At 60.6% G+C, this 22,459-nt stretch carries 13 protein-coding genes; 6 read left to right on the forward strand and 7 right to left on the reverse strand.

Annotated elements, in window-relative coordinates; genetic code table 11:
* The first annotated feature begins 202 nt into the window (after positions 1–202).
* Both CPH89_RS12620 and CPH89_RS12625 read left to right on the forward strand, forming a co-directional pair.
* Positions 203–433 carry a hypothetical protein gene (locus CPH89_RS12620; protein WP_038844376.1) on the forward strand — a complete coding sequence of 77 codons (231 nt, stop codon included), beginning with the start codon at positions 203–205 and terminating at the stop codon, positions 431–433.
* Positions 430–723, forward strand: a complete 294-nt coding sequence (locus CPH89_RS12625) for a cell division protein ZapA (RefSeq protein WP_053253988.1) — start codon at positions 430–432, stop codon at positions 721–723. Before CPH89_RS12620 ends, CPH89_RS12625 begins: the two co-directional genes overlap by 4 nt.
* Here the strand turns inward: CPH89_RS12625 and CPH89_RS12630 are convergent.
* Both CPH89_RS12630 and putA read right to left on the reverse strand, forming a co-directional pair.
* On the reverse strand, positions 720–2,522 hold the full coding sequence (locus CPH89_RS12630) for an acyl-CoA dehydrogenase (protein ID WP_053253989.1): 1,803 nt from the start codon (positions 2,520–2,522) through the stop codon (positions 720–722). The two genes, CPH89_RS12625 and CPH89_RS12630, sit on opposite strands and share 4 nt — an antisense overlap.
* Positions 2,523–2,735: 213 nt before the next feature.
* Positions 2,736–6,689 (reverse strand): trifunctional transcriptional regulator/proline dehydrogenase/L-glutamate gamma-semialdehyde dehydrogenase, encoded by a 3,954-nt coding sequence (putA, locus tag CPH89_RS12635; RefSeq protein ID WP_053253990.1) that lies wholly within the window; start codon positions 6,687–6,689, stop codon positions 2,736–2,738.
* Positions 6,690–7,149: 460 nt separating this feature from the next.
* Here putA and putP point away from each other — a divergent pair, with 460 nt between their 5' ends.
* The 3 genes from putP (at position 7,150) to CPH89_RS12655 (ending at position 11,599) form a co-directional block, all read left to right on the forward strand.
* On the forward strand, positions 7,150–8,634 hold the full coding sequence (putP, locus tag CPH89_RS12645) for a sodium/proline symporter PutP (RefSeq protein ID WP_053253991.1): 1,485 nt from the start codon (positions 7,150–7,152) through the stop codon (positions 8,632–8,634).
* Between the two features lie 203 nt (positions 8,635–8,837).
* On the forward strand, positions 8,838–10,847 hold the full coding sequence (locus CPH89_RS12650) for a type VI secretion system Vgr family protein (RefSeq protein WP_053253992.1): 2,010 nt from the start codon (positions 8,838–8,840) through the stop codon (positions 10,845–10,847).
* A gap of 26 nt (positions 10,848–10,873) precedes the next feature.
* On the forward strand, positions 10,874–11,599 hold the full coding sequence (locus tag CPH89_RS12655) for a DUF4123 domain-containing protein (RefSeq protein WP_053253993.1): 726 nt from the start codon (positions 10,874–10,876) through the stop codon (positions 11,597–11,599).
* On the opposite strand, the gene CPH89_RS12660 is transcribed toward CPH89_RS12655, so the two are convergent.
* Positions 11,585–12,862, reverse strand: a complete 1,278-nt coding sequence (locus tag CPH89_RS12660) for an O-acetylhomoserine aminocarboxypropyltransferase/cysteine synthase family protein (RefSeq protein WP_053253994.1) — start codon at positions 12,860–12,862, stop codon at positions 11,585–11,587. The genes CPH89_RS12655 and CPH89_RS12660 overlap by 15 nt on opposite strands.
* 250 nt (positions 12,863–13,112) lie before the next feature.
* On the opposite strand from CPH89_RS12660, the gene CPH89_RS12665 reads away from it, so the two are divergent.
* Positions 13,113–13,949, forward strand: a complete 837-nt coding sequence (locus CPH89_RS12665) for a 23S rRNA (adenine(2030)-N(6))-methyltransferase RlmJ (RefSeq protein ID WP_017138523.1) — start codon at positions 13,113–13,115, stop codon at positions 13,947–13,949.
* Between the two features lie 137 nt (positions 13,950–14,086).
* Here CPH89_RS12665 and msrA read toward each other — a convergent pair whose 3' ends face one another.
* The 4 genes from msrA to aceE all read right to left on the reverse strand — a co-directional run bounded on the left by msrA (position 14,087) and on the right by aceE (position 22,122).
* Positions 14,087–14,734 carry a peptide-methionine (S)-S-oxide reductase MsrA gene (gene msrA / locus CPH89_RS12670; RefSeq protein ID WP_053253995.1) on the reverse strand — a complete coding sequence of 216 codons (648 nt, stop codon included), beginning with the start codon at positions 14,732–14,734 and terminating at the stop codon, positions 14,087–14,089.
* A gap of 72 nt (positions 14,735–14,806) precedes the next feature.
* On the reverse strand, positions 14,807–17,500 hold the full coding sequence (locus tag CPH89_RS12675) for a putative bifunctional diguanylate cyclase/phosphodiesterase (protein ID WP_053253996.1): 2,694 nt from the start codon (positions 17,498–17,500) through the stop codon (positions 14,807–14,809).
* 318 nt (positions 17,501–17,818) lie between these two features.
* Complete coding sequence (gene aceF / locus CPH89_RS12680; RefSeq protein WP_053253997.1) at positions 17,819–19,465, reverse strand: dihydrolipoyllysine-residue acetyltransferase; 1,647 nt, start codon at positions 19,463–19,465, stop codon at positions 17,819–17,821.
* A gap of 11 nt (positions 19,466–19,476) precedes the next feature.
* On the reverse strand, positions 19,477–22,122 hold the full coding sequence (gene aceE / locus CPH89_RS12685; protein WP_096236782.1) for a pyruvate dehydrogenase (acetyl-transferring), homodimeric type: 2,646 nt from the start codon (positions 22,120–22,122) through the stop codon (positions 19,477–19,479).
* Between the last annotated feature and the right edge of the window lie 337 nt (positions 22,123–22,459).

The raw sequence follows: 22,459 nt of genomic DNA on the forward strand, positions 1-22,459 counted from the left end.
AAGTCTTAAGGCCGCGTGCGCTTTTGTCGCATCTGACGAGCAGTTGGGTGGATTCAGGAACCAGATCGGGTAAATGCAGTCACTAAGGCTCGAAAGTGCGGCCCGGCCCTTAAAAAACGGGCTGCGCGCCGGGGATAACCCTGGCATCCGAGGTGAATTTTCTTTATCGTCACCGCCCTTTGAAAATGCCCGAGAAATCAAAATGTTAGAAGCATCCCTCAGCCAATTGGAACAACTGGTCAGCGACCTGGTACAGCAGAATCAGGACCTACTGGGCAGCAACGAATCCCTCAAGGCGGAACTGGCCCGCGCCAAGGATGAAAACGACAGCCTGCAACTGAACTTGATGGAGCAGGAAGAAAAGCACGGCGCCACCGCCGCTCGCATCCAGGCGTTGGTTGAGCGCGTGAGCGCAGGGCCTGTCGGCGCATGAATGAAGGGATAAAGGTCGTTTCGATTCTCGGAGAGGATTACTCGATCAAGGCGCCGGATGGGGGGGATCAAACCCTGATGCACGCCGTGACCATGCTCAAGGCGTCCCTGGCCACCACCAAGAAAAAGTACCCGACCCTGATCGGTGACAAATTATTGGTACTGGCCGCACTGAACCTGTGCGCCGAGCAGATCGAAATGCAAAAGCACCACCAGCAGGAACTCGACCGTTACCAAGAGCAAGTCAGCGCCACGGTCGACGTGATTTCCAAGGCGATCGGAACGCCTTAGAACCACTCATCCTGCATCCCCAGGCACGTGTCATCGCGTGCCTCCAGAATCGCCAGTTCATGATGGCAGCTCGGCACTTCCCAGGTCAGGAAGTACCGAGCGGCCTGGAGCTTGCCTTTATAGAAGGCGACATCGGCCGCATTGCCCCTGGCCAAGCCTTCTTCAGCGCGAATTGCCTGCTCCAGCCAGCGCCAGCCAATCACCGTGTGCCCGAATACCTTCAAGTACAGCGCCGAATTCGCCAGGCTGCGGTTGACCTTGCCTTGGGCCAGATCGGTCAGCAGGCCAATGGTCACGCTTTGCAGGCGTGCCACCAGGTGTTCCAGGGGTTCTCGCAATGCGGTCAGTGATGCGTATTTCTGAGCACGCGCGCCGGTGTCGGCGATCAGGCGGATCAGCTGTTTCAACCCCGCACCGCCGTTTTGCGCGAGTTTGCGCCCGAGCAAATCCAGCGACTGAATGCCGTGGGTCCCCTCATGGATCGGGTTCAGACGGTTGTCGCGGTAGTACTGCTCCACCGGGTATTCGCGGGTGTAGCCATGGCCGCCGAGAATCTGGATCGCCAGTTCATTGGCCTTGAGGCAGAACTCCGACGGCCAGGATTTAACGATGGGCGTCAGCAAGTCGAGCAATTCGTGGGCGTGCTTGCGCTCGGCATCGCTGGCCAGCGTAGTGGTGTCGTCGAACAGCCGCGCCGCATACAGGCCCAGGTCGAAGGCGCCTTCTACGTAAGCCTTTTGGGTCAGCAGCATGCGCTTGATATCGGCGTGCTGGATGATCGCGACCGGCGCGGTGCTCGGGTCTTTGCTATCGGGCAGGCGGCCTTGCGGACGTTCGCGAGCGTACTCCAGCGAGTAGAGATAGCCGGCGTAACCCAGCATCACCGCGCCCATGCCGACGCCGATGCGCGCCTCGTTCATCATTTGGAACATACAGCTCAGGCCCTGATGGGGTTTGCCCACCAGATAGCCGACACAGTTCCCGTTATCGCCGAAGTTAAGTGCCGTCGACGTGGTGCCACGCCAGCCCATCTTGTGGAACAGCCCGGCCAGCAGCACGTCGTTGCGTGCGCCCAGACTGCCGTCGTCGTTGACCAGGAATTTGGGCACGATAAACAGCGAAATGCCCTTCACCCCGGCCGGTGCATCCGGCAACTTGGCCAGCACCATGTGCACGATGTTTTCCGACAGCGGATGATCGCCACCGGAGATGAAAATCTTATTGCCCTTGAGCCGATAACTGCCGTCGGCAGCAGGCTCGGCGCGCGTACGAATATCCGACAGCGACGAGCCGGCATGCGGTTCGGTCAGCGCCATGGTGCCGAAGAAACGGCCGTCGATCATCGGTTGCAGGAAGCGCTGTTTCTGTTCCTCGGTGCCGAAGCTTTCGATCAGGTTGGCGGCGCCCATGGTCAGGAACGGGTAGGACGTGGAAGCGGCGTTGGCCGACTGGAAGTGCGCGAAACAGGCCTGGGACAGCAAGGTCGGCAGTTGCATGCCGCCGGCTTCGAAACTGCGGGCGGCGTTCAGAAAACCGGCTTCGAGGAACGCGTCCACGGCGGGTTTCACTTCCGGGATCAGGATCGCTTGGCCGTCTTCATAGCGCGGTTCGTTTTCGTCGTTCTTGCGGTTGTGCGGTGCGAAGAACTTCTCGGCAATGCTGCGCGCGGTGCTGATGGCGGCATCGAAGGTTTCACGGTTGTGTTCGGCAAACCGCTCGCGCTGAGTCAGGCCCTCGGCATCGAGGACTTCGTACAGCTCGAAAGCCAGATTGCGGGAACTGAGCAGCGTCTCGGACATGGCGGCTTACCTATAGGGGAATAGGCCAGAGTCTAAGTGTGCGAATGGAGGCTGGATAGCAAGATTGATTTGCGTGATGGAAGGGCAGAACGAGAGAAGGGCGCTGCGAGTGCGGTCAATGTGGGAGCGGGCTTGCTCGCGAATGCGGAGTGTCAGTCACCCAATGTACTGACTGATTTACCGTATTCGCGAGCAAGCCCGCTCCCAGATTAGTTAGCCGATGGTCATCAGGCTGGCGTTACCACCCGCTGCAGCGGTGTTAACGCTCAACGCACGCTCGATCACCAGGCGTTCAAGGCCTATCGCGGTTTCACCCTGCGACAAACCATGCACCCCGACAATCGCCCCGCCACGCTGGGCCACTTGCTGGCAAACAGCGCGCAATTGGTCGGAATCGCCGTGGTGCAAGACGGCGTCGAACACCACCTCGTCCTTGGTCCAATCAGCAACGCGCTTGATCTTCGCCTGAATCTCTCTTGGCAGGCGTGGGAACAAGGCCTTGGTCAGGTCGGTTTCCGGCCAGACCGCCGAACCGCCGACGGCCAATACCGCCGCCAGTTGCGTCAGCAGGTCGCCTTCCACTTCCGCCAGGCACAACACGTGCTCGCGGGGCAGGATGGCGTAACTGTTGCGCTCGCCGGTCGGGCCGGCCAGTTGGCGGGTGATACCGCTTTGCGATTGCACGGCGAACTGGCTGCACAGGGCGCTCAGGTCGCTGAGCTTGTGGCTGTCGGCCCAGGTTTTCAGGGCGGTCAGCGGTAGGCTCATGGCGTCGCGCAGACGCACATCCGGTGCGGCCAGCTTGTCGCCACGCACGAAGGATTGCTCGATGGCATCCGTAGGGCGAGTCGACAGTAGGCGGTACAGGTACAGCGGGCCACCGGCTTTCGGGCCGGTGCCTGACAGGCCTTCGCCGCCGAACGGCTGCACACCAACCACGGCACCGACGATGTTGCGGTTGACGTAGACGTTACCGGCATGGACGTTGTCGATCACCTTGGCGATGGTCTCGTCGATGCGCGTGTGCACGCCCAGGGTCAGGCCGTAGCCGGATGCGTTGATCTGCGAGATGAGCTGGTCGATCTCTTTGCGCTTGTAGCGCACCACGTGCAGCACCGGGCCGAAGATCTCCCGTTGCAGTTCGTCGAAGCTTTCCAGCTCGATCAGGGTTGGCATCACAAAGGTGCCACGCTTGATCTCTTCGCCGTCGGCAATTGCCACCTGGTACACGGCGCGGCCTTTGTCACGCATGGCCTGGATGTGTTTCTCGATACCCGCCTTGGCTTCGGCGTCGATCACCGGGCCGATGTCCACCGACAGGCGCTCCGGGTTGCCCAGGCGGCATTCAGCCATGGCGCCCTTAAGCATTTCGATGACACGGTCTGCCGAATCTTCCTGCAGGCACAGTACACGCAGGGCCGAGCAACGTTGGCCGGCGCTGTCGAAGGCCGAGGACACGACATCGATCACCACCTGTTCGGTCAGTGCCGAAGAGTCGACGATCATCGCGTTCTGGCCACCGGTTTCGGCGATCAACGGAATCGGACGGCCCTGGGTGTCCAGGCGACCGGCGACGCTGCGTTGCAGCAGGCGCGCCACTTCGGTGGAACCCGTGAACATCACGCCTTTGACGCGATCATCACCCACCAGGCGCGCGCCGACGGTTTCGCCCTGGCCCGGCAGCAGTTGCAGCACGCCTTCCGGGATGCCGGCTTCGAGCAGAATGCGCACGGCCTGCGCAGCCACCAAGGGTGTTTGCTCGGCTGGCTTGGCCAATACCGGGTTACCGGCGGCCAGTGCCGCAGCAACTTGGCCACTGAAAATCGCCAGCGGGAAGTTCCACGGGCTGATGCAGACCACCGGGCCCAGTGGGCGGTGGGCGTCGTTGGTGAAATCGTTACGGGCCTGCACCGCGTAGTAGCGCAGGAAGTCCACGGCTTCACGCACTTCGGCGATGGCGTTGGCAAACGTTTTACCGGCTTCGCGAGCCAGCAGGCCCATCAGCGGCTGAATCTCGCCTTCCATCAAGTCGGCGGCACGCTCCAGGATCGCGGCGCGTTCGGCGGGCGGGGTGGCCTGCCAGATCGGACCGGCGTTAATGGCGCACTGGAGGGCGTTGTCGACGTCTTCGACAGTGGCTTCCTGTACATGGCCGACCACATCGCGCAGGTCGGATGGGTTCAGCACAGCGGCGGCGGCTTCATTACTGGACGCACAACCGAGCATCGGCGCGGCTTTCCAGTCGTTGTGGGCCGTGGCCAGCAAGGCGCAAGACAGCGAGGCCAAGCGGTGTTCGTTGGCCAGGTCGATACCGGCCGAGTTGGCGCGGTCGCTGCCATACAGGTCGCGCGGCAATGGAATACGCGGGTGTGGCAGACCGAAGCCGCCTTCCAGCGTCGCCATTTGCTCGATGCTGGCCACTGGATCGGCCACCAGCTCCTGAATCGAGATGGACTGGTCGGCAATCCGGTTGACGAACGAGGTATTGGCGCCGTTTTCCAGCAGGCGGCGCACCAGGTAGGCGAGCAGTGTTTCGTGGGTGCCGACCGGTGCGTACACGCGGCACGGACGGTTCAGCTTGCCATCGGAAACCTTGCCTACAACCTGCTCGTACAGCGGTTCACCCATGCCGTGCAGGCACTGGAACTCGTACTGGCCGGGGTAATAGTTCTGACCGGCGATATGGTAGATGGCCGACAGTGTGTGGGCGTTGTGCGTCGCGAACTGCGGGTAGATGACTTCCGGCACCGACAGCAGTTTGCGTGCGCAAGCAATGTAGGAGACGTCGGTGTACACCTTGCGGGTGTAGACCGGGTAGCCTTCCAGGCCTTCAACCTGGGCACGCTTGATTTCGCTGTCCCAATACGCGCCTTTTACCAGGCGGATCATCAGGCGATGGCGGCTGCGGCGCGCCAGGTCGATGACGTAGTCGATCACATACGGGCAACGCTTCTGGTAAGCCTGGATCACGAAACCGATGCCGTTCCAGCCGGTCAGTTGCGGCTCGAAGCACAGGCGTTCCAGCAGGTCCAGCGACAGCTCAAGGCGGTCGGCTTCTTCGGCGTCGATGTTCAGGCCGATGTCGTACTGCTTGGCCAGCAAGGTCAGGGACAGCAGGCGCGGGTACAGCTCTTCCATCACACGCTCGTATTGCGCACGGCTGTAACGCGGGTGCAATGCCGACAACTTGATGGAGATGCCTGGGCCTTCATAAATCCCACGGCCGTGTGAGGCTTTGCCGATGGAGTGAATGGCTTGCTCATACGAGGCCAGGTACTTCTGCGCATCGTGTTCGGTCAGTGCGGCTTCACCGAGCATGTCGTAGGAATAGCGGAAACCCTTGGCTTCGAACTTGCTCGCATTGGCCAGGGCTTCGGCGATGGTTTCGCCGGTGACGAACTGTTCGCCCATCAGGCGCATGGCCATGTCGACGCCCTTGCGGATCATCGGCTCGCCGCTCTTGCCGATGATGCGGCTCAGGGACGAGGTCAAACCCGCTTCGTTGTGGGTGGCGACCAGTTTGCCGGTCAGCAGCAGGCCCCAAGTCGCGGCGTTGACGAACAGCGACGGGCTGTTGCCCAGGTGCGGCTGCCAGTTGCCGGTGCTGATCTTGTCGCGGATCAGCGCGTCGCGGGTGCCTTTGTCCGGGATACGCAGCAGCGCTTCGGCCAGGCACATCAGGGCCACACCTTCCTGGGACGACAGGGAAAATTCTTGCAGCAGGCCCTGAACAATACCGGCACGGCCGCCGGCACTCTTCTGATTGCGCAGTTTTTCAGCAATCGACGCGGCCAATTTGTTGGTGGCCTCGGCCATTGCCTGCGGCAGGCGTGCCTGCTCGATCAGCATTGGCACCACTTCCGGCTCAGGGCGGCGGTAAGCGGCGGTGATCGAGGCGCGCAGTACCGATTGCGGCAGGATGCTCTCGGCAAACTCCAGGAAGCACTGGTGGGCGTGGTCGGGCTGGATGTCGCCAGCGTCTTCAGCGTCCTTACTGCCCAAACCATTGAGCTCGGTCAGGGTTGCACCACCCTCAAGTTTCTCCAGGTAATTGAAAATCGCCTGCTTGATCAGCCAGTGCGGCGTGCGATCAATGGAGGTCGCGGCCGCCTTCAGGCGTTCGCGGGTCGGGTCGTCGAGTTTGACCCCAAGGGTGGTCGTTGCCATCTTTTTATCCTCATGGGTGCCACTACCGAGTGGCATCTGCTGGCGGCAAGATTAGCTTTGCCCAACAAGAGGTGCAACCGGGTGCAACCCTTTTGTTCAGGAAATTTTCGACGCTTCACAGGAAAAAATCCGGCCTTCAAGCGAATCGGCTTCGCTTTGGTGCATTTGCTTCTGAGATCGGCAGTTCTTGCTCCGAAAAGGAGCAAAAAACACGGCTTTTCGACGATTTGCGTTAAGGTGCAACTTAATCTCAAGAAACTGGTTGCACCTTATTTGCTTTGTTGAATAGCATTCGCGGCCAAGGTGCAACCACCTTCACGGTTCGGTTCATCGGCTGGCGGCTTTCCTGGGGAAACGTCAGTCATAAATGCGCGGCAACCAGTTACGTTTACTCACTGAACCAGTGGGTGGCGTCTGACAGACCGTCGCTACATAAAAACAAAGCCAGGGCGTCACTCTTATGAGCGTTAGTAATCCTACCCTGATCACGTTCGTGATCTACATCGCAGCAATGGTGCTGATTGGCTTAATGGCCTATCGCTCCACCAACAACCTTTCCGATTACATCCTCGGCGGTCGCAGCCTCGGTAGCGTGGTCACAGCCTTGTCGGCCGGTGCTTCCGATATGAGCGGCTGGTTGTTGATGGGCCTGCCGGGCGCGATCTACATGTCCGGCCTGTCGGAAAGCTGGATCGCCATCGGCCTGATCGTCGGTGCCTACCTGAACTGGTTGTTCGTGGCCGGCCGCCTGCGGGTGCAGACCGAGCACAACGGTGACGCCCTGACGCTGCCGGATTACTTCTCCAGCCGTTTCGAAGACAAAAGCGGCCTGCTGCGGATCATCTCTGCGGTGGTGATTCTGGTGTTCTTCACCATCTATTGCGCCTCCGGCATCGTCGCCGGTGCCCGCCTGTTTGAAAGCACGTTCGGCATGTCCTACGAGACGGCGCTGTGGGCCGGCGCTGCGGCGACGATTGCCTACACCTTCGTTGGTGGTTTCCTTGCCGTCAGCTGGACCGATACCGTCCAAGCCACGCTGATGATCTTCGCCCTGATCCTCACGCCGATCATCGTGCTGTTGGCCACCGGCGGCATCGACACCACGTTCCTGGCGATCGAAGCCAAGAACCCGGACAACTTCAACATGCTGAAAAACACCTCGTTCATCGGCATCATCTCGCTGATGGGCTGGGGTTTGGGTTACTTCGGCCAGCCGCACATCCTCGCGCGCTTCATGGCGGCGGATTCGGTGAAGTCGATTGCCAAGGCGCGCCGTATTTCCATGACCTGGATGATCCTGTGCCTGGGCGGCACTGTGGCGGTGGGCTTCTTCGGTATCGCTTACTTCTCGGCGCACCCTGAAGTCGCGGGGCCGGTTACCGAGAACCACGAGCGTGTGTTCATTGAACTGGCCAAGCTGCTGTTCAACCCATGGATCGCTGGCGTGCTGTTGTCGGCCATTCTGGCGGCTGTCATGAGTACCCTGAGCTGCCAGTTGCTGGTGTGCTCCAGCGCCTTGACTGAAGACTTCTACAAAACCTTCCTGCGCAAAAACGCTTCCCAGGTTGAACTGGTGTGGGTCGGTCGTGCCATGGTGCTGTTGGTTGCCCTGATTGCTATCGCTATGGCAGCCAACCCGGACAACCGCGTACTGGGACTGGTCAGCTACGCCTGGGCCGGTTTCGGCGCTGCGTTTGGTCCGGTTGTACTGATCTCGGTGATCTGGAAAGGCATGACCCGCAACGGCGCATTGGCGGGCATTCTGGTGGGCGCTATCACCGTAATCGTGTGGAAGCATTTCAACCTGCTGGGCCTGTACGAAATCATTCCAGGCTTTATCTTCGCCAGCTTGGCGATCTACTTCGTGAGCAAGCTGGGCGCACCGACGGTAGGTATGGTCGAGCGTTTTGATGCTGCGGAAAAAGACTACAACCTCAACAAGTAATTCTTCCGGCGTTTAGCGCCCGATGAACTGAGAAAAGGCCCGCCATCCGTAGGATGCGGGCTTTTTTTTGCGTGCGATTTACGTCGGCCGCAAGAGCATTCGGACGCGTGCGTGTAGGGCTTTACTGATTTTCCCGAGGCGTGCTCAGCCGGGCGCAGCAGTGGTGCAGAATCTGGCGCCTACCCTTCGCAGAGAAACACCGGATGTTCGCTCCTGCCAATCAAAGTGCCTTTAACCTAACCCTGGATGGCGTTGCGTGCGACCTTAAAGTCTATAGCTTCAAAGGTCAGGAGGCGCTCAGCCAGCCTTATCGTTTTGAGCTTGAGCTGGTCAGCGAGCAACCCGATATCGACCTGGAAAGGATGCTGCATCGCCAGGTGTATCTGGGTTTTGATGAACGCGGCCATGGCGTGCACGGCTTGGTTTACCGGGTGGCCCAGGGCGATTCCGGACGACGTCTTACGCGCTACCAGGTTAGCCTTGTGCCGCAATTGGCCTACCTGATGCACAGCAGCCATCAGCGTATTTTCCAGCACAAGACCGTGCCGCAGATCGTTGCGCTGGTGCTGGTGGGGCAGGGGATTCAGAGCGACCGCTTCGAGTTTCGGCTGAGCGGTCATTACCCGCAGCGTGAATATTGTGTGCAGTTCGGGGAGACCGATCTGGCGTTCATTCAGCGCCTGTGTGCCGAGCAGGGGATTCACTATCACTTCCAGCATTCGCCGGAGGGGCACCGGCTGGTGTTTGGCGATGACCAGACAGTGTTTACCCAGGCTGATCAGCCGACCCCGTACTCACCCGGTTCCGGAATGGTGGCGGGCGCGCCGGCGATCAAACGGTTTGCGGTGCAATTGGAAACCCGCACGACGTCAGTGAGCGTGCGCGATTACGACTTCCGCAAGCCACGCCTGGCGTTGCAGAGCGAAGTCGCCGGCGAGGCGCTTCCCACGCTGGAGGAGCAACGCTACCCCGGTCAATTTTCCGACCGCCTGCATGGCAAATACCTCGCACAGCGCGGTTTGGAACGCCACCGCCGGGACGCTCGCATCGCCCACGGTGAAGGTGATGAGCCGGGGTTGGTCTGCGGGCGTTTCCTCAAGCTGAGCGGGCACCCACGTGAAGAATGGAACAACGTGTGGCTGCTGACGCACGTCACCCACGAAGGCAAACAACCCCAAGTGCTCGAGGAGGCCGTGACTGAGGTCGACGGCGGGGATTTTCGCCAGGGCTATCGCAACGCATTCATCGCTGCGCCGTGGGACGTGATCTTTCGTCCGCCCATGCCTGAGCAGCAGCGTCCGACCCTTGCGGGTTACCAGAACGCGGTGGTCACCGGCCCAGCCGACAGCGAAATCCACTGCGATGAATACGGGCGAGTCAAAGTGCAGATGGCCTGGGATCGCGACGGGGCGCATGACGACCATTCCAGTTGCTGGCTGCGAGTCGCCAGTGCCTGGGCCCATGACCGTTATGGTTCGGTGCTGATCCCCAGGGTTGGCATGGAAGTCCTGGTCGGCTTCGTCAATGGCGACATGGATATGCCCCTGGTGATGGGGTGCCTGCCCAACGCCGCGACACCGGTGCCGCTGGACCTGCCGGCGGACAAGACCCGCAGCATTTTGCGCAGTCACAGCAGCCCGGGCGGGGGTGGCTACAACGAACTGCGGATTGAGGACCGCAAGGGCGCCGAGGAAATCTACCTGCGTGCCCAGCGTGATTGGACCCAGCACGTGCTGCATGACCAGCAGGTCCAGGTTGATAACCTGCGCCGGGTGAGGGTCGGTGGCGAGTCCCATCATGAGCTTCAAGGTGAAGAGCAGCGCATCACCCACGGCAACCGCCTGACCGAGCTCAAGCAGGACGATCACCTGGTGATTGGCGGGTCGCAACAGGTGCGGGCGGGTCGGAGCATTCAGATCGGCGCAGGGCAAAGCGTCGTCATCGACGCGGGCGCCACCGTGACGATCCAGGCCGGAGGGCAGTCGATCACGGTGTCGGCAGCCGGCATATTCAGCAGTGTGCCGATTCAGCTTGGCGGTGCGCCCGGCCCCGCCGCTGCGCCGTTAATGGCGGGAGTGAAAGAAAAACTGCTGGCGGTTATTCCCGCACCCTTAAGCCGCGTGCAAGTGGCCAGCCTGAAACGCAACGCTCCGTTTTGCGAAGAGTGTGAGCGCTGCAAGAACGGTCAATGTGATATCACCCGACACCTTTAAGCTTAATTTAAAAGGAATTGCCCCTCATGCCTCACGCTTTGGCGCCACGCGCTTGGCTGGCTCAATGCCCTTTGTTACCCAATGAGCAGATTTTTGTGCTGCTCAGCGGAACCAGCGACGCCAAACCAGTTGCCGCTTGGCAAGCCATGGCTGCCGGTGCGCCACTCCGGGCGATCTGGGCAGGCTCAGCCTATGCGCAGTGGCGCGAGGTAATGCCTTATGTCGGGCTCATTGAGCCCGGCAGTCCCTTCCTCGACTGGGTCGCTACCACCGAGTCAACGGATTGGGGCTGGCTGGCGGTTTCATCCAGCCTGCCGGAAACGGTGGTCGCGCACCTGCAAAGCTTGACCAAGGTGTTTGTGCACAGTGACCAGGCCGTGTTTTTGCGCTTCTGGGATGCTGCGCAGTTTCTGCCGATTGTGCGCAACCTGGGTGACGAGACGGGGAGCGTGTTGCCGGTGTTCCAGCGGTATCTGATCAATGGCCAACCGCTGACCGTTGCGACGGGGCCCGTCACCGCCGCCAACGTCAGCCCATGGTGGCGAGTGCCAGAGTCGTTGCTGGGGCACCTGGCAGCGCGATCGCCCCACGTGCTGGTCGACAACCTGCTGCAATGGCTCGAAGAACAGCGCCCTGACCTGTACACCGCCTTTAAGCCGGCGACCTTGCGGCACAAGGTCGCCTACTGCGTGCGCAGGCCGGACATCAGCCATGAAGCGCTGATCGATGACCTCGCCTCAGCGTTGAGTTGAACCCAATGCCTGCTGCAGGTCTTCGATCAGGTCCTCAATCGCCTCGATGCCCACTGACAGACGAATCATCTCCGGCTTCACGCCTGCCTTGGCCTGTTCCTGCTCGTTCATCTGTCGGTGAGTCGTGGACGCGGGGTGGCAGGCCAGTGATTTGGCGTCGCCAATATTCACCAGGCGTTTGAAGATTTGCAGGGCGTCGTAGAAGCGCACGCCAGCGTCATAGCCGCCCTTTAAGCCAAAGGAGAGAATCGCCGAGGGTTTGCCCTGCATGTATTTTTGCGCCAGTGCGTGGTGCGGGTGGTCCGGTAGCCCGGCGTAGCTGACCCACTCCACCTCGGTGTGGCTTTGCAAAAACTGCGCAACTTTCAGCGCGTTCTCGGTATGGCGCTCCATGCGCAGGGCCAGGGTTTCCAGGCCTTGCAGCAACAGGAATGCGTTCATCGGTGCGAGGGCTGCGCCGGTATTGCGCAACGGCACGGTACGGGCGCGGGCGATGAAAGCGGCAGGGCCGAATTTTTCGGTGTAGACCACGCCGTGGTAGGCCGGCTCGGGCAGGTTGAGGCCGGGAAATTTCTCGGGGTATTGGGACCACGGGAAGGTGCCGCTGTCGACGATCACGCCGCCGAGGGAGTTACCATGGCCGCCGACGTATTTCGTCACCGAGTGCACCACGATGTCGGCGCCGAACCGGATCGGTTTGCACAGGATTGGCGTGGCCACGGTGTTGTCCACCATCAGCGGGACGCCCCGGGCGTGGGCGACTTTCGCGAGGGCTTCGATATCGATGATATTGCCGGCCGGGTTGCCGATGCTTTCGCAATACACCAGCTTGGTGTTGTCGTCGATCAGTTCGGCGATGGCTTCGGCGCTGTCGTTGCGAGCGAAACGCACATCGACGCCAAAGCTCGGTAACAGGTGGGCGAACAGGGTGTAGGTGCCGCCATAGAGTTGCGGGGTGGTGACAATATTGTCACCGGCGCGGGTCAGGGTCTGGATTGCGTAGTGGATCGCCGCGCTGCCGGCCGATACGGCCAGGGCGGCAATGCCGCCTTCAAGCGCGGCGAGACGCTGTTCCAGCACGTCGTTGGTGGGGTTCATGATTCGCGTGTAGATGTTGCCGGGGACGTCCAGGTTGAAGAGGTCGGCGCCGTGTTGGGCGTTATCGAATTCGAAGGCGACGTTCTGGTAGATCGGCACAGCGACCGCCTTGGTGGTCGGGTCCGATTTGAAGCCGTGATGCAGTGCAATAGTGGCGTCTTTCATGATGGTGATAGACCTCCTTGGATTCATGGGGGCCCCCGAACACGGCGGGAACTGGCTTGCCGGCGATAGCGTCAGCGCGGTGTACGGGTAATACCGCGTCGCTTGCACCGCGGGCAAGCCTGCTGCCATAGGTGGAATTAGACTGTTTTCTGCGGTGTACCTGTGTTTGTGACATAAGCACCGCCCGACACGCAGCCCTGCACCTTTGCCCCTGTTGAAGGTAAACTTCGCCCCCTGCGCAGGAGCAACCATGAATTATCGTCACGCCTTTCACGCCGGCAACCACGCCGATGTCTTCAAACACCTGACTTTGACCCGCCTCATCGCCCTGATGTCGCGCAAGGAGCAGCCGTTCGCCTACCTCGACACCCACGCCGGGATCGGTCTGTACGACTTGCAGGGCGACCAGGCCAACCGCACCGGTGAATACCTGGAAGGCATTGCGCGTCTGTGGGGCGAAAGCGATCTGCCGCCGCTGACCGCCGACTACATGCGCGTGCTGCACGAAATGAACCCGGATGGCCAGTTGCGTTACTACCCGGGCTCGCCGGAGCTCGCGCGCCGCCTCACGCGGCCTCAGGATCGGGTGTTGCTCAATGAGAAACACCCGGAAGACGGCGTACTGCTCAAGGACAACATGAAAGGTGATCGCCGGGTCAAAGTGCACCTGGGCGAAGGCTGGCATGTGCCGCGTGCGCTGTTGCCGGTGCCGGAGAAACGCGCACTGATGCTGATTGACCCGCCGTTTGAACAACTCGATGAAATGCAGCGCTGCGCAGCGTCCCTCAAGGAGGCGGTCAGCCGTATGCGCCAGACTGTTGCGGCGATCTGGTATCCGGTCAAGGACCAGCGCATGTTGCGCCGCTTCTACCAGGACCTGGCCGGCACCGGTGCGCCGAAGTTGCTGCGCGTGGAGTTGCTGGTGCATCCGCTGGACACGCCCAATACCCTGACCGGCTCGGGCCTGGCGATTGCCAACCCGCCGTGGGGGTTGGAGGAGGAATTGCGTGAGCTGCTGCCGTGGCTGTCCAAGAAGCTTGGCCAGACCCAGGGCGGGTGGCAGATGGATTGGCTCATCGCTGAGTAATCAGATCTCAAGCCAAAACACCAAGCTAAATGTGGGAGCGGGCTTGCTCGCGAAGACGGAGTGTCAGTTAACAGATATGTCGACTGATACACCGCATTCGCGAGCAAGCCCGCTCCCACATTTGAACTGCGCAAGTCTTAGATCGGGCAGGTCACGCCTGTGCCGCCGATCCCGCAATAGCCCTGCGGATTTTTCGCCAGATATTGCTGGTGATACGCCTCGGCGAAGTACACCGTCGGCGCTTCGTCGATTTCCGTCGTAATGGTGCCCAGGCCAGCCTTGGTCAGCTCAGCCTGATACGCCTCGGCGCTGGCCTTGGCCGCCTCCAGGTGCTCAGGTTTCACCGCGTAGATCACCGAGCGGTACTGGCTGCCGATGTCATTGCCCTGGCGCATCCCTTGGGTGGGGTTGTGCAGTTCCCAGAACATTTTCAGCAGTTCTTCGTAGCTGATCTTGTCTTGGTCAAACACCACCAGCACCACTTCGCTGTGGCCGGTCAGGCCTGAGCAGACTTCTTCGTACGTCGGGTTCGGCGTGTAACCGCCGGCGTACCCGACGACGGTGCTGACCACGCCGTCGCGCTGCCAGAATTTGCGCTCCGCACCCCAGAAGCAACCGAGGCCGAAAATCGCGAACTCTACGTTATCGACAAATGGACCGAGCAGCGGGTTGCCGTTGACGAAATGCGTTTCCGGCAGCTTCATCGGGGTTTCACGGCCAGGCAAAGCTTGTTCTTGAGTAGGCAGCACGTTTTTGTTCACCAGAATTTCCGAGCGCAAGACCATGATCAGTCCTCTCAGTCAGATTGAGTTATGTAATAAGACAGACAGCCAGTGTGCCCGAGTGTTACAGCGCTGTCAGGCGATAGGCCCGCGAGGATAGCGTTTAAGCTTCTCAAGCAGCTCTGCACCGGGGATTGGCCGGTCGAACAGGTAGCCCTGGCCCACATCGCAGCGATGCCGGCGCAGGAACGCCAGTTGCTCGCTGGTTTCGATGCCTTCGGCCACCACCTTGAGCTTGAGGTTGTGGGCCATGGCGATCACCGCCGAGGTGATTTCCATGTCGTCCTGGTTGTCCGGGATTTCGTGGATAAAGCTGCGATCGATCTTGATGATGTCGATGGGGAATTTTTTCAAATAGCTCAGCGAGGAGTAGCCGGTGCCGAAGTCGTCCATGGCCAGGGTCAGGCCAAAGCTCTTCAACTGATCCAGCTGCAGGCGCGTGTCTTCGGTGGCCTCCAGCAGCAGGCCTTCGGTCAGTTCCAGCTCCAGCAGATTGGCGGGCAGCTGTTCTTCCTTGAGGATCGTGGCGATCGACGCCACGAGGTCCGGATCGGAGAATTGCTTGGGCGACAAGTTGATCGCCACCTGCAGATTACCCATGCCAGCGGCGCTCAACTGCTTGCTCATGCGGCAGGCCTGGCGCGCGATCCATTTGCCGATAGGAATGATCAGGCCGGTCTCTTCAGCCACGCTGATAAATTGATCGGGGCGGATCATGCCCTTTTCCGGATGGTTCCAGCGTAACAGCGCTTCCATGCCCAGCAAGCGACCGCTGCGCAGGCACAGCTTGGGCTGGTAGAACACGTCCAGCTCGTTCTGGGTCAGGGCGCGGCGCAGGTTGTTTTCCACGAACAGCTTGTAACTGGCTTCGGCATTCAGGGCTTCGGTAAACACCTGCACCTGGTGTTTGCCGTTGGCCTTGGCCTTGTGCAGGGCGAGCCCGGCGTTACGCATCAGGGTCTGTGGGTCACGCCCGTGCAGGGGCGCGCAAGCCAGGCCCACGGAGCCGGTGACACTGATCAACTGGTTGTCGACGAACATCGGTTTGTCGAGGGTTGCCAGCAACTGGCTGGCAACCTGCTGGCCGCTTTCCAGGTCAGCGTCGTCAAGCAACACCGCAAACTCGTTACTGGCAAAGCGCGCCAGGCTGCCGCCGGCACTCAGGCTGTTACGCAGACGGCGAGCCAGGCTGATCAGCAGCTTGTCGCCGGTCTGGTGGCCGAGGCTGTCGTTGATCCGCTTGAAGTTATCGATGTCCACCAGCAGCAGGCTGATCGGGCTGTCGCTGTCGCGGGCAAAGCGTTCATCCAGGTTGCGGATAAACGCCGGGCGGTTGCCCAGGTTGGTCAGGTTGTCGGTGTAGGCCAGGCGTTCAATACGCTGTTGGGCCAGCTTGGTCTGGGTGATGTCTTCGTAGATGCCGATGTAGTGGGTCAGCTCACGGTTGTCGCCATACACCTTGGAGATCGACAGCTGGCCCCAGTACGGTTCGAGGTTTTTGCGTCGGCTCTTGAATTCACCCTGCCAGCTGTTGCTCTTGGCCAGGCTGGATGGCGCGTCGAAGAGCAGTTCGCTGAGATTTTCCAAGGCCGGCAGTTGCGCGAGGCGGTGGCCATGGACTTCTTCGGCGCTGTACTGGGTGATTGCGGTAAAGCTCGGGTTGACGTACTCCACCACGCCGTCACAGTTGACCAGCAAAAAGGCGTTGGCGCTTTGCTCAACCGCACGCTGGAACAGGTGCAACGCGCTGGTGGCGGTGCGCCGGTTGTGGTTGTTGATCACTTGTGCGAACTGGTCCGCCAGCTCGCCGGCAAAGGCGATCTCATCGGTCTGCCAGGCGCGCGAGCTGCCGCTCTGTTCCAGGCACAGCACGCCGATGACCTGGCCATCAACGCGGATACTCGCGTCGAGCATCGCGTGCACATCCTTGGCGCGCAGGTTCTCCGCCATTTCCCGGGTGCGTGGGTCACGCATTGCATGGGTGGCGTCGATGGCGCGGCTCGAATGCAGGGCTTCCAGGTAGTCCGGGAAATTACTGGCGTCGATCGCTTCGGGCAGATGATGCTGTTGGTCGGCGCGGTGGTAGGCCGAGATCGGTACCAGGCGCTGGCCTTCAAGGTTCCAGATGCTTGCGCAGTCGATCTGGTAGATGTCGCACGCACTGCGGGTGATCAGCTCGGCGGCTTCTTGCAGCGAATTGGGCGTGGTGTAGCGCTGGCGTGCCAGCAGCAGGATCAGCTCCTGTTGAGCGCGTACCCGTTCCAGGTGCTGCAACTGTTCCTGTTGGGCGCGCTGGTTGAGCTCCAGGGCGATCTGCAGGCGGCTGTTCTGGTTTTCCAGGTCTGCGGTCGGGGCGGTTACGGGCGCTTCGCTGAACAGCCCGTCGACCACCATCAGGTAGCCGCGCACCAAGTGACGATTGTGTTGTTTGTAAGCCTCGCCCATTTCCAACAGGCTCAGCGGGCCGTCGCTGGTGTGCAGGGTGTAGCGCACCAGGTAATGCGGGCTCTGGGACAGTTGCTGCTGGATCGCATCGTGCAGTTGATAGCGCACCTGAGGTTCCATCAGGCTGGCGTAGGGAGTGCCGACCAGCGCGCACAGTTCGACCGCTGGCAGGCCGAATTGGCGCTCGCAATTGGGGTCGAGGTACAGCAGCGCCCAGCTTGCCTCATTAAGCCGCTCGAAACGCAGCATACCGAGGCGCGAAGGCACCGGTAACTGCGTCACTACCTCGGCCGCCATACGGGCGACATCGGGTTGGCTTTTCATGGGGAAACTCGCTTGGAAAAATGCGCACGGCGCCGGGCTCACGCCCTCTTTACTGTCGCCTGCGGCAAGGTTGCATCATGCAGCACGCACTGACAAGAGAGGATGAAGGCTAAGTGCTATAAGGCTGTTATCGGCCGCGAGAGCGGTTTCTGCAATCGGGGTGATGGGTGGCGTATTGACGCAGCCTCGACGCGCCTGGCGCGGACAAAAAAAGCAGGCGAAAAAAAGCCCCGCCAATTGGCGGGGTTGAGGTACGAGCGTGGCGCTCGGAAATCGGTGCAGCCAGGCCTCCCCGATGACAGGGAGGCCCGTTGATGCTTACAGCAGGATGGTGCGGATGTCGTTCAGCAGTTGGCTCAAACGCTGCGTGAAACGTGCAGCGGCAGCGCCGTTGATCACACGGTGATCGTAGGACAACGACAGCGGCAACATCAGTTTCGGCTGGAACGCTTTACCGTCCCACACAGGCTGGATAGTGGCCTTGGAAACACCCAGGATCGCCACTTCCGGCGCGTTGACGATTGGCGTGAAGCCAGTGCCGCCAATGTGACCGAGGCTGGAGATGGTGAAGCACGCGCCCTGCATATCGTCTGCGGTGAGCTTTTTGTCGCGGGCCTTGGCAGCCAGCGCAGCCGCTTCGGCAGCGAGTTGCAGCAGGCTCTTCTGGTCGACGTTCTTGATGACCGGTACCAGCAGGCCATCCGGGGTGTCGACGGCAAAGCCGATGTGCACGTACTTCTTGCGAATGATCGCCTTGCCGCTGGGTGCCAGCGAACTGTTGAAGTCCGGCAGTTCCTTGAGCAGGTGCGCGCAAGCCTTGAGCAGCAGCGGCAGCACGGTCAGTTTCACGCCGGCCTTCTCGGCCACGGCTTTCTGCGCAACGCGGAAAGCTTCCAGGTCGGTGATGTCGGCCTGGTCGAACTGGGTCACGTGCGGAATGTTCAGCCAGCTGCGGTGCAGGCTCGACGCGCCGATTTGCATCAGGCGGGTCATCGGCACTTCTTCGGTTTCGCCGAAGCGGCTGAAGTCCACGACCGGAATCGGTGGAATACCAGCACCACCGGTAGCGCCGCCGGCAGCCGGAGCTTCCTTGGCTTTCTGCATCATGGCTTTGACGTAAACCTGCACGTCTTCCTTCAGCACGCGACCGTGAGGGCCGGTGGCCGACACAGCGTTGAGCTCAACGCCGAACTCACGGGCCAGCTGACGCACGGCAGGGCCGGCGTGAACCTTGGCACCGCTTGGCGCAGGGGCAGCCGCCGCAGGGGCCGGTGCGGCCTCGGCTTTTGCAGCCGGTGCAGGTGCGGCAGCGGCCGGGGCCGCTTCAGCCTTGGCTGCTGGCGCGGCAGCCGGTGCCGGAGCCGCCGGGGCAGCAGCGCCTTGTACTTTCAGCTTGAGGATGAAGTCGCCAGTGCCGACTTCGTCTTCCAGCTTGACCGCAATGCTTTCCACCACGCCGGCAGCCGGCGAAGGGATTTCCATGGAGGCCTTGTCGGACTCCAGGGTGATCAGCGACTGGTCGGCTTCGACGGTGTCGCCGACCTTGACCAGCAGCTCAATGATCTTGGCCTTGCCCGACGAACCGATGTCCGGAACATGAATGTCCTGAACAGTGGCAGCGGCGGGTGCAGCAGCCGGGGCGGCTGGAGCCTCGGCGGCGGCAGGCTTTTCAGCAGCCGGTGCAGGTGCAGCAGCGGCAGCAGGTGCTGCCGCAGGGGCCGCATCAGCGGCACCTTCGATTTCCAGCTCCAGCAGTTCGTCGCCTTCTTTCAGGCGATCGCCCAGCTTCACTTTCAGGCTCTTGACCACGCCGGCCTTGGGAGCAGGGATTTCCATGCTCGCCTTGTCCGATTCCAGGGTCAGGATGCTCTGGTCGGCTTCGACTTTGTCGCCGACCTTCACAAACAGCTCGATTACTTCACCTTCACCGCTGCCGATGTCAGGTACGCGAATGAGTTCGCTCACAAAAAGTCTCCTCAGCAGTCCAGTGGGTTGCGTTTTTCCGGGTTGATCCCGAACTTGACGATAGCGTCAGCCACCACCTTAGGTTCGATCTCACCACGGTCAGCCAAGGCTTCCAGGGCTGCCAACACCACGAAATGACGGTCGACTTCGAAGAAGTGACGCAGCTTCTTGCGGCTGTCACTGCGGCCGAAACCGTCGGTGCCCAGGACTTTGAATTCCTTGGACGGGACCCACTGGCGAATTTGTTCAGCGAACAGTTTCATGTAGTCGGTAGAGGCAATGACTGGACCCTTACGGCCGGCCAGGCACTCTTCGACATAGCTCTTCGCAGGCTTCTGACCTGGGTGCAGGCGGTTGTTGCGCTCGACCGCCAGGCCGTCGCGACGCAGTTCGTTGAAGCTGGTAACGCTCCAGACGTCAGCGCCAACGTTGAACTCTTCACGCAGGATCTTCGCCGCTTCACGGACTTCACGCAGGATGGTGCCGGAGCCCATCAGCTGCACGTGGTGCGCCGCTTCCTTGGTGTCTTCTTCGAGCAGGTACATGCCCTTGATGATGCCTTCCTCGACACCGGCCGGCATGGCTGGCTGCTGGTAGGACTCGTTCATCACGGTGATGTAGTAGAAAACGTCCTGCTGCTCTTCGGTCATCTTCTTCATGCCGTCCTGGATGATCACCGCCAGCTCGTAGCCGTAGGTTGGATCAAAGGTGCGGCAGTTCGGGATGGTGGCCGCCAGGATGTGGCTGTGACCGTCTTCGTGTTGCAGGCCTTCGCCGTTCAGCGTGGTCCGGCCGGCGGTGCCGCCGATCAGGAAGCCACGGGTACGGCTGTCGCCTGCTGCCCACGCCAGGTCGCCGATACGCTGGAAACCGAACATCGAGTAGAAGATGTAGAACGGCAGCATCGGCTGGTTGTGGCTGGAGTACGAAGTACCGGCAGCGATGAAGGAGCTCATGGCGCCCGCTTCGTTGATGCCTTCTTCGAGGATCTGGCCCTTCTTGTCTTCCTTGTAGAACATCACTTGGTCTTTATCGACTGGCTCGTAGAGCTGGCCGACGGAGGAGTAGATGCCCAACTGACGGAACATGCCTTCCATACCGAAGGTACGGGCTTCGTCCGGGATGATCGGGACGATACGCGAGCCGATTTCCTTGTCCTTGACCAGTTGCGCGAGGATTCGCACGAAGGCCATGGTGGTGGAGATTTCACGGTCGCCCGAGCCGTCCAGGATCGCCTTGAGGGTATCCAGTGGCGGTGTCGGAATGTCGAAGGACTTGGCGCGGCGCTGTGGCACGAAACCGCCCAGTGCAGTGCGACGCTCGCTGAGGTAGCGGGCTTCGGCGCTGTTTGGCTCTGGCTTGAAGAACGGCAGGTTCTCCAGCTCTTCGTCCTTGACCGGGATGTCGAAGCGGTCGCGGAACAGCTTCAGGCTTTCAACATCAACCTTCTTGGTGTTGTGCGCAGTGTTCTTCGCTTCGCCGGCACCGGTGCCATAACCCTTGATGGTCTTGGCCAGGATGACGGTCGGTTGTTCTTTGTGGTTGACCGCTTCGTGGTACGCCGCGTAGACCTTGTACGGGTCGTGGCCGCCACGGTTGAGTTTCCAGATTTCGTCGTCGGACAGGTCTGCAACCATCGCCTTGAGTTCAGGCGTGTTGAAGAAGTGTTCACGCACGAACGCGCCGTCTTTGGCTTTGTAGTTCTGGTACTCGCCGTCGATGACTTCGTACATGCGACGTTGCAGGATACCGTCGACGTCTTTGGCCAGCAGTGGGTCCCAGAAGCGACCCCAGATGACTTTGGTCACGTTCCACTGAGCACCGCGGAACACGCCTTCGAGTTCCTGGATGATCTTGCCGTTGCCGCGAACCGGGCCGTCGAGGCGCTGCAGGTTGCAGTTGATGACGAAGATCAGGTTGTCGAGCTTCTCGCGGCCGGCCAGGGAGATGGCGCCCAGGGATTCCGGCTCGTCACACTCGCCGTCGCCCAGGAAGCACCAGACTTTCTGCTTGCCTTCAGGGATGAAGCCACGGGCTTCCAGGTACTTCATGAAGCGTGCCTGGTAGATCGCCTGGATCGGGCCAAGGCCCATGGATACCGTCGGGAACTGCCAGAAATCAGGCATCAGCCAAGGGTGCGGGTACGACGACAGGCCGTTACCGTCCACTTCCTGGCGGAAGTTGTTCATGTGTTCTTCGGTGATGCGGCCTTCCATGAACGCACGGGCGTAAACGCCTGGCGAGGTGTGGCCCTGGAAGTAGATCAGGTCGCCGCCGTGTTCGTCGGTCGGGGCCTGGAAGAAGTAGTTGAAGCCAATGTCATACAGAGTTGCGCTGGACGCGAAGCTGGAGATGTGACCGCCCAGGTCAGAATCTTTCAAGTTCGTGCGCATTACCATCGCCATGGCGTTCCAACGTACCAGCGAGCGAATGCGGCGTTCCATGAACAGGTCGCCAGGCATGCGTGCTTCGTGGGTAACGGGGATGGTGTTGCGGTATGGCGTAGTGATGGCGTAAGGCAGTTGCGAGCCGCTGCGGGTCGCGAGTTCGCCCATACGGGTCATCAAATAGTGAGCACGGTCTTCGCCTTCTTTGTCGAGAACCGATTCCAGGGCGTCCAGCCATTCCTGGGTTTCGACGGGATCGAGGTCTTGCATGGCTTGCTCCAGGGCGGAAAGGCTACCAGAATCGGTTGCCTGAAGTTTGCGACTGGCCTTGTGGGCAGACGACATAAATTCTTGGATGGCCGAAGGTTGCTTCGGCGTCCTGTAGTTTTACTACAAATCGTCGGCCATTTCAGCCTTTCGAATGTATATACGAGTAGTAAAACTACACAAGACTGAGCGGATTGCTCGGTCTGGCTGGTGAGCATAATCGTTATTGTTGATCTTTTGCGAACAAGAAAAGGTGAAAGTTTGATGTTGCCTGCCAAGATTAATTTAATTTCAGCTATTTATAACCTTTGTTCGACAGTCCTTCACCGAGCGTGGTTCT

Origin of the sequence: Pseudomonas fluorescens, from assembly GCF_900215245.1 — a bacterium.
Lineage (GTDB): Bacteria > Pseudomonadota > Gammaproteobacteria > Pseudomonadales > Pseudomonadaceae > Aquipseudomonas > Aquipseudomonas fluorescens.

What these genes read in the sequence shown, in the direction of transcription:
- aceE (WP_096236782.1), bottom strand. Translation starts at nt 22,122, where the DNA reads ATGCAAGACCTCGATCCCGTCGAAACCCAGGAATGGCTGGACGCCCTG.
- CPH89_RS12630 (WP_053253989.1), bottom strand. Translation starts at nt 2,522, where the DNA reads ATGTCCGAGACGCTGCTCAGTTCCCGCAATCTGGCTTTCGAGCTGTAC.
- putP (WP_053253991.1), top strand. Translation starts at nt 7,150, where the DNA reads ATGAGCGTTAGTAATCCTACCCTGATCACGTTCGTGATCTACATCGCA.
- CPH89_RS12660 (WP_053253994.1), bottom strand. Translation starts at nt 12,862, where the DNA reads ATGAAAGACGCCACTATTGCACTGCATCACGGCTTCAAATCGGACCCG.
- CPH89_RS12665 (WP_017138523.1), top strand. Translation starts at nt 13,113, where the DNA reads ATGAATTATCGTCACGCCTTTCACGCCGGCAACCACGCCGATGTCTTC.
- CPH89_RS12625 (WP_053253988.1), top strand. Translation starts at nt 430, where the DNA reads ATGAATGAAGGGATAAAGGTCGTTTCGATTCTCGGAGAGGATTACTCG.
- CPH89_RS12675 (WP_053253996.1), bottom strand. Translation starts at nt 17,500, where the DNA reads ATGAAAAGCCAACCCGATGTCGCCCGTATGGCGGCCGAGGTAGTGACG.
- CPH89_RS12620 (WP_038844376.1), top strand. Translation starts at nt 203, where the DNA reads ATGTTAGAAGCATCCCTCAGCCAATTGGAACAACTGGTCAGCGACCTG.
- CPH89_RS12650 (WP_053253992.1), top strand. Translation starts at nt 8,838, where the DNA reads ATGTTCGCTCCTGCCAATCAAAGTGCCTTTAACCTAACCCTGGATGGC.
- CPH89_RS12655 (WP_053253993.1), top strand. Translation starts at nt 10,874, where the DNA reads ATGCCTCACGCTTTGGCGCCACGCGCTTGGCTGGCTCAATGCCCTTTG.
- msrA (WP_053253995.1), bottom strand. Translation starts at nt 14,734, where the DNA reads ATGGTCTTGCGCTCGGAAATTCTGGTGAACAAAAACGTGCTGCCTACT.
- putA (WP_053253990.1), bottom strand. Translation starts at nt 6,689, where the DNA reads ATGGCAACGACCACCCTTGGGGTCAAACTCGACGACCCGACCCGCGAA.